Raw genomic sequence first — 12,683 nt, 5'->3', positions numbered from 1 at the left:
GCGGGCGAGGATGCTCGCCGTAGCGGTCAGGCGGCGCCGACCACGGGCCGGTGCGGTGCGATGACGGTGCCGCTGGGCAGGAGCTCGCCGGTGTCCTCGAACAGGACGACTCCGTTGCAGAGCAAACTCCACCCCTGCTCGGGGTGGCAGGCGAGGGTGCGTGCCGCCTCGCGGTCTGGCGCCTCGGCATCCGGACAGGCCGGGTCGTGCGGGCACATCGGCGTGCCTCCGATATCTCGTGGGATGCTCCCGTTGTGGAGGGGCGGGAGCCGGCTCGGGTAGTTGTGCTGGCAAGTGTGCGACCTATGTCACTCGTTCCGACATAGCCCGTTCGGACTGTTACAGGAGGATCCCTGGACCGTGTGACCTTCGACACAGCGTGCCTTATGCAGGATAACGGTCCAAGCGCGACACGCGCATCACGTTTGCAATCCCTTGAGAAGAGCGTCGAGTCCGCGCTCGAAGTCCACATCCGCCCTTTCGTCCCGCCTGACCCATTCATCGACTTCCGGGTCGGCCCACCCTGATTGCTGTACCTCGACCGCCACGCTGCCGAACACGAAGGCCCGCAGCGCGCGCACGGCCTCGGCGGCGCCCTCCAGGCCCCCGTCGGAGAGCTGCTCGACCTGCTCCCTGATGGCCAGGGCCGTGGCGCCCTTGGGCGGCTTGGTCAGCGCCAGCGCCAGCACGCCAGGGTGCTCGCGCAGCAGCTCCCGGCTGGCCCGGCACCACGCCTTGGCCGTCTCCTGCCAGGTGGGGCCCTGCTCCACCTGCACGGCCGTGACGTACTCGGCCAGGGCGTCCATCAGCGCCTCCTTGCCGCGGGGCAGATGGTGGTAGATGGCCATGGCCTCGACCTGCAGGGCATCGCCCAGCCGGCGCATGGTCAGGCGGCGCAGCCCCTGGCTGTCGGCGATGTGCAGCGCGGCCTCGATGATGCGCTCGCGGGACAGGGGCACGGGCGGTCTCTTGGCGGGCATGTGATCATCTTACTATGTAAAGGCGCTCGCTCCGGGGCGATTTCCGCCCGTGTCGCCGGACGGCGTACGCTTGGCGGTTGAACGAGTACCGACAGCTTGTGAAGGGGCCGGGTCGATGGCGTTTTTCCGTCCGCGGGTGAGCCGGGAGGCAGAGGTCCGCTACCACGCGGACCAGGAGATCTCCAAGAGCTTCCCCGAGTTGCTCGACAAGGCCAGGCAGGCCGAGCAGACGCTGCGCGAGCTGCGTGCCGGCGCGGCCGACGAGCTCGAGCTGCTCGCGGCGGGGCGCGCGTTCGACAAGGCGCTGACGGAGGCGCTGAGGGCCGCCGAGGCGGGGCAGCGGGCCACGTTCGGCGTGAAGGCCTACGACGATCGGATCGCGCGGCGCAAGGCCAAGGCCACGCCCGCGGGGGCCATGTGGACGTCCGAGGTGGAGCGCCTGCGCACGCTGCGCGAGGACAACCGGCTGTGGGGCATCCCGCGGGTCCCGCGCCCGCTGCCCGCCACGGCCTGAGCCGCCCCCTCCACGCGACGAGCCCCGGCACCATCGTGTGCCGGGGCTTTCGGTTCAGCTCGCCCAGTCGAGCAGCGGGCGGGTGTTGCTCGGGTGGCGCAGCTTGGACAGCGACTCCTTCTCCAGCTGGCGGATCCGCTCCCGGGTCAGCCCCAGGTGCTTGCCGATCTCGTCCAGCGTGTGCGGCTTGCCGTCCACCAGGCCGAAGCGCAGCGCCATGATCTTCGACTCGCGCGGTGACAGGTTGTCCAGCACGCCCCGGAGCTGGTCGCCCAGGAGCTGGCGGTCGACGATCTCCGACGCCTCGGGGGAGTCGACGTCCTCGATGAGGTCGCCGATCGTGGTCTCCCCGTCCTCGCCGATCGTCGCGTTCAGCGAGATCGGCTGGCGGCTGGTGCGCAGCAGCTCCTCGATCTGGTCCGGCGTCTTGTCGAGCTCGACGGCCAGCTCCTCGGGCGTGGGCTCGCGGCCCAGGCGCTGGTGCATGTCACGCTCGACCCGCGACAGCTTGGAGAGCATCTCCAGCACGTGCACGGGCAGCCGGATCGTCCGGGCCGAGTCGGCGAAGCCGCGCTGGATGGCCTGCCTGATCCACCACATGGCGTACGTGGAGAACTTGAAGCCCTTGGTGTAGTCGAACTTCTCCACGGCCCTGATCAGCCCCAGGTTGCCCTCCTGGACGACGTCCAGCAGCGACATCCCGCGGTCGGTGTACTTCTTGGCCACCGAGACCACGAGCCGCAGGTTGGCCTCCAGCATGTGGTCCTTGGCCCGCCTGCCGTCCTCGATCACCAGGTGGAGGTCCTCCTGGACGGACGGGGGCAGGTCGGGCTGGGTCTCCAGCTTGTACTCGGCGTACAGTCCGGCCTCGATCCGCCTGGCCAGCTCGACCTCCTGGGCGGCGGTGAGCAGGGTGCGGCGGCCGATGGACTTGAGGTAGGTGTGCACCGAGTCGCCCATGACGGACTGCGTGTCGTCCAGGTCGAGCGGCTCGTTGTCCAGCTCGGCCTCCTGGCTCAGCAGCAGGTCGTCGGGGACGTCCTCCTCGTGCTCCGGCTTGGCCTCGGCCGGTGTCACGGCCCTGGCCGCGGCGGCTGCGGAGGTTTTTGCCTCGTCGGCCTTGCGGCCGGTAGTCTTTGCCCGCGAGGTCGTCTTCTTGGCGGTGGCCGGCTTCTTCTGGGTCTTCTTCGAGGCGGTGGTGCTGAGCGACGGCTCGCCCTCGGCGGCCAGGCTCACGCCGGCCTCTGACAGTTCCCGCAGTATCGTGCGGCCTTCAGAGGGGCTGATACCGGCCTCGGCGAATGCGTCGCGCAGCTCCGCCAGAGAAAGGTGACCCTGGGCTCGCCCTCGTTCAATCAGCTGGTCGAGAGTTGCGGGTGGGGTCGCCACGGCGGTTCTGGGCATGAGGACACCTCCTCCGTACGGAGTGGAAGCGATCAGGCAGGTTGTGGTGGGGCGGTTTCACGTCCGCACGGCGCACCAGTATCAATAACGCCAATCGCCGTCATTTGTTCCCGTACGCCCCTGCGGGATGGAAAAGGGGCGGATCGCCCCATATGCGAAACCGCCCCGATGGCAGGTCTATTCCGTCGGCGCCGCCTGGCCCTGCTCTGTCTGGCCAGGGCCGACCTCGACCTGGCCTGGGCCGACCTCGAACTGGCCGGGCGTCACCTCGGGCATCGGCATGGGCTCGGCGTCTTCCAGCCGCTCGTCCGTCCAGTACTCGATGACCTTGCGGGGATCGGGGTTGACCTCGGTGGAGACCACGATGCCGTCGTCGGTCGTGGCCCCGGGGGCCGGAACCTGCCCCTCCTGCGGCTGGCCGGACGGTGACGCCTTCTCCACCACGGCTCGGGTCTCCCTCGCGACCTGGTCGAGCTTGCCCGCCGAGGCGGCCGCCGCGACTGAGGCGCCCCCGACGACGATGACGCCGACGACGGCCGCGGATGCCCACATCTTGCGGGTCTGGTCCATGAAGGCTCCCTCCTTCTCCCCGATTTGACGCAGCCGCAACTCGTCAGGTTCCTGCTCTCAGGCGTACCAGATCGGTCTTGCCGTTCGGCAGCAGCGGCAGCCGGGAGACGAACCGCAGCTCGCGCGGGGCGGCGTGAGGGGGAAGCCTATCGCGGCAGTACGCCCTCAATTGCTCAAGTGTGAGGGGTGTGTCGGGGTTGGCAGAGACCACGATGGCGGTGACCAGCTCGCCCCATTCGGGGTCCGGCGTGCCGATCACGGCCGCGTCGGCTATCTCCGGATGGGCGCACAACACGTCGGTCACGGCGCCGGCCACGACCTTCTCGCCGCCGGTGTTGATCACGTCGTCGGCCCTGCCCAGCACGCGCAGCCGGCCCCCGCGCAGCTCGCCCAGGTCGGAGGTGACGAACCAGCCGCCGTCGAGCGGGGCGGGCGGCACGCCGAAACGGTAGCCGGAGAACAGCACCGGGCCCGCGATCCTGATCAGGCCGTCCTCGCCGATCTTGACGTCCACGCCGTCCAGGGGCCGCCCGTCGTACACGCAGCCGCCGCTCGTCTCGCTCGACCCGTACGTCGTCACGATCCGCGCGCCGCGCTGCCTGGCACGCTCCAGCAGGCCGGGAGGGGCCGCGGCGCCGCCGAGCACGATCGTCCTGAACACCGACAGGTCCGCCCCCGTCTCGACCAGCCGGTGGAGCTGGGTGGGCACGAGGGAGACGTGGTCGGCGCCCGAGCCGAGGACCGCGCGGGGGCCGAACGCCGGGTGGATGACGGGCTCGCTGTCCGACAGCAGGGCGCGCACCAGGACCTGCAGGCCGGAGACGTGGGAGACGGGCAGGCAGCACAGCCAGCGCTCGCCCTTGGCGGCCTCCACGCGCCGCAGCGAGGCCGCCGCACTGGCACGCAGGGCTGCGGCGGAGAGCATCACGCCCTTGGGCGCGCCGGTGCTGCCGCTGGTGGCGATCACCACCGCCACGTCGCCGGGCACGCCCTCGCCGTCGCCGCGCGGGACGCCGCCGAGATGCGTGGGACGCAGGGAGGCCAGCGCGGGCTCCGCGTGCCCGGGGGACAGCGGGAGGACGGCCGGCCCGTCGCCGGACAGGGCGTCGCGCACCGCCGTGAACAGGGCAGGTCCCGGAGGCTGCACAATGGCATGCAGCGGACGGTCCGGATGCGACGGGTTCCTCCACATGCTCGTAAGGTTAATGGCGACAGGTCGGACAGCGGCGCAGGGGAGGGTCGTGACGCGTTCTCCCATGGCTCCCGAGGTTCCGGTGGCTCCCGTGGTCTTCAGGATCCCGATGCGCACGCGCTTTCGGGGGCAGACCGTCAGGGAAGGGGTGCTGCTGCACGGCCCGGCGGGGTGGGGCGAGTTCTCGCCGTTCCCCGAGTACGGCCCGCGCGAGAGCCCTCGGTGGCCGGCGTGCGCGCGCGAGGCGGCCTTCGAAGGCTGGCCGGAGCCGGTGCGCGACAGCGTGCCGGTCAACGCGACCGTGCCCGCCGTGGACCCGGAGCAGGCCCACGAGCTCGTGCGGAGCTCGGGCTGCGCCACGGCGAAGGTCAAGGTGGCCGAGCCGGGGCGGCCGTGCGCCACGATCGAGGAGCCGGCGGCGGTGCGGCGGGCCGGCGACGTGCCGATCGCCGCCGACGAGTCGATCCGCCGGGCCGAGGACCCGCTGCGGGTGCGCGCGGCAGAGGCGGCCGACGTGGCGGTGGTCAAGGTGCAGCCGCTGGGCGGGGTGCGGGCCGCGCCGCGCGTGGTGGAGGCGTGCGGGCTGCCGGCCGTGGTGTCCAGCGCCGTGGAGACGTCGGTGGGGCTGGCGGCCGGGTTAGCACCGGCGGCGGCGCTGCCGGCGTTGCCGTACGCGTGCGGGCTCGGCACGGCGCCCCTGCTGTCGGGCGATGTCGTGGCGGACCCGCTGGTGCCGGTGGGCGGCCGGCCGGCGGTCCGGCGGCCAGCGGTAGATTTTCAGCATTTGTCGGCTTTTGAGATTGAATCTCCCCAGTGGCTTCGCCGGATGCAGGAGGCCTCCCGTTGAACCCCGCTACCGCGCTGGCCACCGTACTGGTCGACGAACTGGTGCGCTGCGGCCTGACCGACGTGGTGCTGGCCCCCGGCTCCCGCTCCGCCCCGCTCGCGCTCGCCCTGCACGCCGAGTCGCGGGTGCGCCTGCACGTGCGCGTGGACGAGCGCTCGGCGTCGTACCTCGCGCTCGGCCTCGCCAAGCGCTCCGAGCGGCCCGTCGCGCTGATCTGCTCGTCCGGCACCGCCACCGCGAACTTCCACCCGGCCGTCATCGAGGCGAGCGAGTCCGGCGTGCCGCTGCTCGTGCTCACCGCCGACCGCCCGCCCGAGCTGCGCGGCACCGGCGCCAACCAGACGATCGACCAGATGAAGCTGTACGGCACCGCCACCCGCTGGTTCGCCGAGGTCGGCGTGCCCGAGGACCGGCCGGGCCAGGTGGCCTACTGGCGTTCCCTGGCCTGCCGCGCCTACCAGCGCGCCGCCGGCGCGGGCAACCCCGGCCCCGTGCACCTCAACCTGGCCTTCAGGGAGCCGCTGATCCCCGACGGCGACACGAACTGGTGCGAGCCGCTCGACACCGGGGCGGGCAGCCCGTGGGTGCGCGCCCGCGTCGCGCCCCCGCCGATCGCCCTGCACATCCCGCCCACCAGGCGCGGCGTGCTCGTGGTCGGCGACGGCGCCGCGAACGTGCGCCGCTACGTGGCGGCGGCGGGCATGGCCGGCTGGCCCGTGCTGTCCGAGCCGAACGGCGGCGCACGCTACGGCGACCACGCCATCTCGGCCTACCACTACCTGCTGGGCACGCCGGAGTTCGCCGACGCGCACCGGCCCGACGTGGTCGTCACGCTGGGCCGCCCGGGGCTGTCGCGGCCGCTGCTGTCGTGGCTGCGGCGGGCCGGCGAGCACATCGTGGTGTCCCCCGACCTCGACCGCTGGCCCGACCCCACCCGGTCGGCCACGCAGGTGGCCCAGGCGGTGGAGATCCCGGTCGCCTCCGGCGACGACTCCTGGCTGCACGCCTGGCGCCAGGCCGACCTGGCGGCCCGCGCGGCCATGGACGAGGTCCTCGACCAGTCGGGCACCAGCGAGCCGCGCCTGGCCAGGGACCTGGTGGACGCGCTGCCGAACGGAGCGCTGCTGTTCTGCGGCTCCTCGATGCCGATCCGCGACCTCGACCAGGCGATGCGGCCGCGGCGGGGCATCAGGCTGATGGCGAACCGGGGGGCTTCGGGCATCGACGGGCTCGTCTCCACGGCCATGGGGGCGGCGCTGGCGCACAACGGGCCGTCGTACGCGCTGCTGGGGGACCTGTCGTTCCTGCACGACCAGAACGGGCTCATCCTCGGGCCCCGCGAGCCGCGGCCCGACCTGTGCTTCGTGGTCGTCAACAACGACGGGGGCGGGATCTTCTCGCTGCTGCCGCAGTCGGCCGTGCGGGATCCGTTCGAGCGGGTCTTCGGGACGCCGCACGGGGTGGACCTGGGGTACGTGGCCGCGGCCACGGGGACGCCGTACACGCTGGTGGGGGATGTCGGGGAGCTGCCCAAGGCGTTGCGCGGGGAAGGGCCGCGGGTGGTCGAGGTGCGTACGGACCGGGAGGAGAACGTCCTGGTGCACGCGCGGCTGCGCGACGCGGCCCAGGACGCCGTACGCGCCTACCTCGCGGGCTGAACGGGGGAACGGGGGAACGGGGGCGTGGTGCGCCGGGCCCGCCGCACCACGCCTCGCCGCCGGGGCGCGGCTCAGCGGCCCAGGACGTCCAGGAGCCGGTTGAGCGGGCTGTCCAGGCCGTAGCGGTCGGCGAGCTGGACCAGCGCCTCCGGGTCGCGGGGCTTGGCGGGGAGCGCCAGGTCGGCGGCCGGGAGCGGCGCGTCAGGCGCCACCTTGACCACGGCGGGGGCGGCCTCCAGGTAGTCGCGGGCGGCGGCGAGGCGGGTACGGCTGCCTGCCGGGAAGCCGTCCGTGACACCCGCGTCGAGGGCCTCCAGGAGGGCGGGCAGCGACCCGAAGCGGGTGATCAGCGCGGCGGCGGTCTTCTCGCCGACCCCCGGCACGCCCGGCAGCCCGTCGCTGGGGTCGCCGCGCAGGGTGGCGAAGTCGGCGTAGGAGCGGCCCGGCACGCCGTACTTGGCGGTGACGAACGCCTCGTCCACGATCTGCAGGTTGCGGATGCCGCGCGCGGTGTAGAGCACGCGTACCGGACGGGCGTCGTCGACGAGCTGGAACAGGTCGCGGTCGCCGGTCACGATGTCCACGGCGCCGTCGCCGGCCTGGTGGGTGAGGGTGCCGATGACGTCGTCGGCCTCGTAGCCGGGCGACTCCAGGCGGGCGATGCCGACGGCGTCGAGCACGTCCTGGATGACGGCGATCTGCGGCACGAGCGCCTCCGGCACCTCTTCGGTGTTGCCGTGGGCGACGCGGTGCGCCTTGTACGTCGGGATCGCCGCCACCCGGAACGCGGGCCGCCAGTCGGCGTCCATGGTGGCCGCGAGCGCCGTGGGGGAGTGCTGGCGCACGAGGGTGGCGATCATGTCGATGAGCCCGCGTACCGCGTTGACCGGCGAGCCGTCGGGAGCCTTGATCGACTCCGGGATGCCGTAGAAGGCGCGGAAGTAGAGGGAAGGGGTGTCCAGAAGCATCAGCACCCGTCCATGGTCGCACTCCGCCGCGATCCTCGCAGGTCCTCGTCGTGCCGGTTCGGGGAGGCCCGCGCCCCGGGACGCGGGCTCCCGTCACTCCGGCCCCAGCACGCCCACCGCCAGCAGGCAGGCGTCGTCCTCCGGGTTGGGGCCGCCGATGTCGGCGAGCAGGCGGTCGAGCCCCGCGTCCAGGTCGTGGCCCTCCAGCTTGCGCGCGGCCGCCATGGCCAGGTCGAGGCCGACGTCGATGTCACGGGTGCGCCGCTCGACCAGCCCGTCGGTGAACATCAGCAGCAGGTCGCCCGGCTGCAGCCGGGTGGTGGCCAGCTCGTACGGGCTGCCGGTCGCGGCCCCCAGCAGCACGCCCCTGGGCTGCGGAAGCTGGCTGGCCGCGCCCTCGCGCACCAGGATGGGCGCCAGGTTCCCCGCCTGGCCCCAGGCGAACACCCGGGTCTGCGGGTCGAAGTGGCCGATGATCGCGGTGGCGGTGGTGTCCTTGAGCTGGTGCAGGACGAGCTCGTTCAGCCAGTCGAGCAGCCGGTTGGCGGCCTGCCCCGTCATGGCCAGGCCGACGAGGGCGTGGCGGAGCTGGGCCATGCGGGAGATCGCGGGCAGCCCGTGGCCTGAGACGTCCCCGATGGCCAGGAGCTGGCGGCCGTCGGGTGCGGGCGCCGCCTCGAACCAGTCGCCGCCCAGGTTCGCGGTCTTCTCGGCCGGTACGTACCGGACCGCGATCCTGGTCTGCGGCAGGTCGAGGCAGCCGTCAGGCTCGGGCAGGATCGCCTCGCGCAGCGCGAGCATGACGTGGCGGTCCTCGGCGGCACGCTCCCGGGCCTCCAGCAGCTGGCGGCGCGACTCCGAGACCATGCGCTCGGCGCGGCGGCGGCCGGTGATGTCCTGGATGACGCCGTGCATGCCGATCGTGCCGCCCGGCCCGGCCAGCGGCTCCAGCACGACGCGCAGGTCGCGCAGGTCGCTGGAGCCGACGCCGCGGCGGATGCGGAACTCGGCCTGCACCGGCTCGACGCCCTGCATGACCGACCACAGCAGGCGGTCGAGCGTGGCCACGTCGCCGGGCTCGACGTGCTCGGCCAGGTCGGGCAGGGCGATGGGGCCCTCGTCCGGGTCGCGGCCGAAGATCACGTACACCTGCTCCGACCAGATCGTCTCCCCCGTGTGCAGGTGCCATTCGGCCCAGCCCATGTTGCCGAGCCGCTGGGCGTGCGCCAGCCGTACGGCGAGCATCTCGGCGTCGCTCTCGTGCCCGAGCAGCTCGGCCGCGCCTATGACGTCGACCATGTGTCTCACTCTCGACGCGGGGTTGGAATCCGACAATTGGCCCCACACTATGTGATCGATCGTGAACGGTGTGTAGGGGAAGCTTGGTGCGTGGTGAGACCTTTCCGTGGATTTTAGGAGCGGATTTTCGGCGGGGCGACCCGGAGTAGATTGTGCCTGTGACGTCCTCAGACCTGTATCCCGTGTCCCGTCTCGCCGCCGTCCAGGAGGCCACCGCCAAGGCCGGCCTCGACGCCCTGCTGCTCACGCCCGGCCCCGACCTGCGTTACGTCAGCGGCTACGACGCCAAGCCGCTGGAGCGGCTGACGTGCCTCGTGGTGCCCGCGTCCGGCGAGGCGTACATGATGGTGCCCCGCCTGGAGCTGCCCGCCGCGCAGGCCTCGCCCGCCTCCCGGCTGGGGCTGGAGTTCGTGGCGTGGGACGAGACCGACGACCCGTACGCGATCGCGGCGGCGCGGCTGGGCCGGGTGGCCACGGTGGGGCTGGCCGACCGGATGTGGGCCATGTCGTCGCTGCGCTTCCGCGAGGTGCTGCCGGAGACCGAGCAGGTGCTGGCCGGCAGCGTGCTGCGGGAGCTGCGGATGCGCAAGTCGCCCGCGGAGACGGCGGCGCTGCGCGAGGCCGGGCAGGCCATCGACGCCGTGCACCGGCAGGTGCCGGAGCTGCTGCGGGCCGGGCGCACCGAGCGCGAGGTGGCCAGGGACATCGCCGAGGCGATCCTGGCCTCCGGGCACCAGACGGTCGACTTCGTGATCGTCGCCTCCGGGCCCAACGGCGCCAGCCCCCACCACGACGTGTCCGACCGGGTCATCCAGGCGGGCGAGCCGGTCGTGGTGGACATCGGCGGGCAGCTCCACAACGGCTACTGCTCCGACTCCACGCGCACGTACAGCGTGGGGGAGCCGCCGGCCGAGTTCGCCGCGTACTACGAGGTGCTGCGGCGGGCGCAGGAGGCGGCCTGCGCGGCGGTGCGGCCGGGGGTGTCGTGCGAGTCGATCGACGCGGCCGCCCGCGAGATCATCGCCGAGGCCGGCTACGGCGAGTACTTCGTCCACCGCACCGGGCACGGCATCGGCATCGAGACGCACGAGGAGCCGTACATCGTCTCCGGCAACGGCGAGCCGCTGGAGCCCGGGTTCGCGTTCTCGGTGGAGCCGGGCATCTACCTGCCGGGCCGCCACGGCGCCAGGATCGAGGACATCGTGGTGTGCGCCGAGAGCGGCGGCGAGCGGATGAACGACACGCCGCGCGAGCTGGTGATCATTTAGGCGGAAAGTGGGCCACGTGCGACGCTCATTGGGGTGTGTAGTCGATCAACCCTCGCGAAATTCACCGCGAAAGCCCGAGGCTAAGTGGCTCCGGCAAGCCAGGGAGAACGCTGCCGCCCGGCCATCGTGTCGGCGACGGCCGGGCGGCGCGGCGTTGCGTCAGGCGCTGAACGAGCCGGAGCCGGGCATGACGTGCGCGCCGTACCCGGGGTGGATGGTCAGGCCCGGAGCGAGGCAGAACGGGTCGCCGTACACAACCTGTCCGGTGGCCGCCTGTGCGGGGCCGGCGGTACCGAGCAGCACGGCGGTCATTGCAGTGACGGCGAGAGCGGCGGCGGTGGCCCTGAGATGAGATGCCATGCAAGCCTCCCGCGGTTGGGGCGGATGTCAGGACAGGGTGTCTTCGACCTTGATCTGGCCGTTGTGGATGACCCACTGCTGGTTGGGGTGGTTGGCGCACCGGTACAGGTGCGGGTTGGTGCCGTTGGCGCGGTTGTTGGTGGCGTCCAGGCACACGGGGTTAGGAGCTGCGAGCGCCTGCCTGCCGCTCAGGTGGTGGGCGGCGGCGGATGCCGGCGTGGCGCTCAACGCCAGCGTGGCGGAGCTGATCATCGTTGCGGCAAGCAGGCGGACAGGGCGATGGGTGCGCATGGGGGAATGGCCTCCTGAAGTAATCGGTTCGCCCGAGGTGCCTATTCAGGTTCGCCGGGTTCATCGACGGCGAGCCGGTCGCGTTCGTGGCCTACCGCCACTTCCAGCACCCCGCGACGCGGAACCTGAAGATGGAGTACCGGCTGGTGGTTCTGCCGGACTGTCAGGGGCTCGGGATCGGCGTCCGGTTCTCCGAGTGGAGGGGCACGGCTGTACGAGCAGGGTTCCGCCACCGGTCGGTGTCCAGTCGTCCGGCGCTGATCGCCTACCGGAGCGGGTCGCCGCGCTGGCGGATGATCCAGGGCCAGAAGAAGCTCGGCACCCGCTCCAAGCGTCAATGGATGCATGCGCAGACGCTCGACCCGCCGTCTCGGTGTCGTGTCGTTCGAGTACGTGAGCAGCATCCGGCGTGCACGGGTGCATCATTTGAATCCCGCGCCGATGTGTGTCTGTTCCTTCGGCGGGTCCGGTGCCGCCTGGGCGCTCGCTCTGGTCGGGTATGCCCGCCCGACCAGGGCGAACGCCTGAGTGGCATCGATTCTTATGGCTGGCGCCAGGTCAGGCTCCTACGATGGACAGGGTGTAGGTCTGGCCGGGATGCCAGGTGCCGTTGAGCTCGCACTTCCAGTCCGTGGCCTCGCCCCTGCTGACGTATCCGTGGCCGTCCAGTGCGCACTGCGCCCAGGTGAAGTAGTTGCTGTTGACGGTGTACCAATAGACCTCCCTCTGCTGGACGGCAGGGGCGGCCGATGCTGGGGCGGCAGCCGTCAGGACGGCGACACCGATTGCGGCTGTGGCGAGTAGACGAGCAGGGAGGTTGAGGTCCATGGTTGGGCACTCCTTCTCGCGGGATGCGGCGCCGGCTCGTGTAGTCCAGCGGCACGCATCGATCAGCTCTTCATAACTCAGAGTAGTTATTCAACTACATAGAGTGGCAGTGTCGATAGGGTGAGTGGTTGCTGCCCAAGGCGCGTCGAAGGTAGAGGCCAACGACAAGGCCGCCATCCACGCCCCCTTCTCGTCCGGAGCCGGCCGTAGACCCAGCGCTCCAACGGCAGGCATCGGCTCAACGGCTGGCTTGGCGTCCGTGACCAGCCAGTGAAAGCCGCCCGGCACTGCCCACGGTGACGAGCTGTCCTGGCGGATCTCCACGAGGTTCACCGACCCGAGGATCACGCGGCAGCAGCGGCTCATCAGGCGGGACCTGATGCTGTGCGGCGCCATGTTCCCCGAGCTGGCGGTGCTGCGGCACCGCTGGTTCGAGCTCGGCGGCGTCCGCGTCGCCCAGCCTGAGCATCCCCAGCACCGCGGCCGCGTCGCAGGGTTCCGCCA

General features: G+C 71.8%; 14 protein-coding genes and 1 pseudogene. 5 read left to right on the top strand and 10 right to left on the bottom strand.

All coding sequences use genetic code 11. The annotated features are described in order from the left end of the window. Window positions 1–26: 26 nt before the first annotated feature. The gene (locus ACBJ32_RS07135) at window positions 27–218 is read right to left on the bottom strand and encodes a DUF5999 family protein (protein ID WP_090931239.1); all 192 of its coding nucleotides are present in this window, start codon (window positions 216–218) and stop codon (window positions 27–29) included. 201 nt (window positions 219–419) lie between these two features. After that, the gene (locus ACBJ32_RS07130) at window positions 420–980 is read right to left on the bottom strand and encodes a TetR/AcrR family transcriptional regulator C-terminal domain-containing protein (protein WP_375126033.1); all 561 of its coding nucleotides are present in this window, start codon (window positions 978–980) and stop codon (window positions 420–422) included. A gap of 115 nt (window positions 981–1,095) precedes the next feature. Here ACBJ32_RS07130 and ACBJ32_RS07125 point away from each other — a divergent pair, with 115 nt between their 5' ends. Continuing rightward, the gene (locus ACBJ32_RS07125; RefSeq protein ID WP_357884279.1) at window positions 1,096–1,494 is read left to right on the top strand and encodes a hypothetical protein; all 399 of its coding nucleotides are present in this window, start codon (window positions 1,096–1,098) and stop codon (window positions 1,492–1,494) included. Between the two features lie 54 nt (window positions 1,495–1,548). On the opposite strand, the gene ACBJ32_RS07120 is transcribed toward ACBJ32_RS07125, so the two are convergent. From ACBJ32_RS07120 to ACBJ32_RS07110, 3 genes are all read right to left on the bottom strand, one after another. Further along, window positions 1,549–2,898, bottom strand: coding sequence for an RNA polymerase sigma factor (locus tag ACBJ32_RS07120; protein WP_375126032.1), 1,350 nt, complete (start codon window positions 2,896–2,898; stop codon window positions 1,549–1,551). A gap of 177 nt (window positions 2,899–3,075) precedes the next feature. Next, on the bottom strand, window positions 3,076–3,468 hold the full coding sequence (locus ACBJ32_RS07115) for a hypothetical protein (protein ID WP_375126031.1): 393 nt from the start codon (window positions 3,466–3,468) through the stop codon (window positions 3,076–3,078). 43 nt (window positions 3,469–3,511) lie between these two features. After that, window positions 3,512–4,660: an AMP-binding protein gene (locus ACBJ32_RS07110; RefSeq protein WP_375126030.1), complete on the bottom strand. Its 1,149-nt coding sequence runs from the start codon at window positions 4,658–4,660 to the stop codon at window positions 3,512–3,514. 64 nt (window positions 4,661–4,724) lie between these two features. Between ACBJ32_RS07110 and ACBJ32_RS07105 the strand changes: the two genes are divergently transcribed. Together ACBJ32_RS07105 and menD are read left to right on the top strand one after the other, a co-directional pair. Beyond that, on the top strand, window positions 4,725–5,507 hold the full coding sequence (locus ACBJ32_RS07105; RefSeq protein WP_375126934.1) for an enolase C-terminal domain-like protein: 783 nt from the start codon (window positions 4,725–4,727) through the stop codon (window positions 5,505–5,507). Further along, a complete protein-coding gene (gene menD / locus ACBJ32_RS07100) occupies window positions 5,504–7,165 on the top strand; it encodes a 2-succinyl-5-enolpyruvyl-6-hydroxy-3-cyclohexene-1-carboxylic-acid synthase (protein WP_375126029.1) in 1,662 nt (553 codons plus the stop codon). The genes ACBJ32_RS07105 and menD overlap by 4 nt, the downstream gene beginning before the upstream one ends. Window positions 7,166–7,236: 71 nt before the next feature. Here menD and ACBJ32_RS07095 read toward each other — a convergent pair whose 3' ends face one another. Beyond that, complete coding sequence (locus tag ACBJ32_RS07095; RefSeq protein WP_375126933.1) at window positions 7,237–8,133, bottom strand: 5'-3' exonuclease H3TH domain-containing protein; 897 nt, start codon at window positions 8,131–8,133, stop codon at window positions 7,237–7,239. A gap of 93 nt (window positions 8,134–8,226) precedes the next feature. After that, window positions 8,227–9,432 (bottom strand): SpoIIE family protein phosphatase, encoded by a 1,206-nt coding sequence (locus ACBJ32_RS07090; RefSeq protein WP_357884289.1) that lies wholly within the window; start codon window positions 9,430–9,432, stop codon window positions 8,227–8,229. A gap of 158 nt (window positions 9,433–9,590) precedes the next feature. Here ACBJ32_RS07090 and ACBJ32_RS07085 point away from each other — a divergent pair, with 158 nt between their 5' ends. Further along, window positions 9,591–10,700, top strand: a complete 1,110-nt coding sequence (locus tag ACBJ32_RS07085; RefSeq protein WP_375126028.1) for a M24 family metallopeptidase — start codon at window positions 9,591–9,593, stop codon at window positions 10,698–10,700. Between the two features lie 159 nt (window positions 10,701–10,859). On the opposite strand, the gene ACBJ32_RS07080 is transcribed toward ACBJ32_RS07085, so the two are convergent. Both ACBJ32_RS07080 and ACBJ32_RS07075 read right to left on the bottom strand, forming a co-directional pair. Further along, window positions 10,860–11,060 (bottom strand): hypothetical protein, encoded by a 201-nt coding sequence (locus ACBJ32_RS07080; RefSeq protein WP_375126027.1) that lies wholly within the window; start codon window positions 11,058–11,060, stop codon window positions 10,860–10,862. A gap of 27 nt (window positions 11,061–11,087) precedes the next feature. After that, window positions 11,088–11,351 carry a hypothetical protein gene (locus ACBJ32_RS07075; protein WP_375126026.1) on the bottom strand — a complete coding sequence of 88 codons (264 nt, stop codon included), beginning with the start codon at window positions 11,349–11,351 and terminating at the stop codon, window positions 11,088–11,090. Window positions 11,352–11,407: 56 nt separating this feature from the next. Between ACBJ32_RS07075 and ACBJ32_RS07070 the strand changes: the two are divergent. Further along, window positions 11,408–11,965 (top strand): annotated as a pseudogene (locus ACBJ32_RS07070) (hypothetical protein); the annotation flags it as partial. Here the strand turns inward: ACBJ32_RS07070 and ACBJ32_RS07065 are convergent. After that, complete coding sequence (locus ACBJ32_RS07065; RefSeq protein WP_375126025.1) at window positions 11,910–12,179, bottom strand: hypothetical protein; 270 nt, start codon at window positions 12,177–12,179, stop codon at window positions 11,910–11,912. The pseudogene ACBJ32_RS07070 and the gene ACBJ32_RS07065 sit on opposite strands and share 56 nt — an antisense overlap. Window positions 12,180–12,683: the final 504 nt, after the last annotated feature.

It is taken from the genome of Nonomuraea sp. GTA35 (assembly GCF_041950525.1).
Lineage (GTDB): Bacteria > Actinomycetota > Actinomycetes > Streptosporangiales > Streptosporangiaceae > Nonomuraea.
Note: the sequence above shows the minus strand (reverse complement) of the source record. Positions and strands in the feature narration are given on the sequence as shown.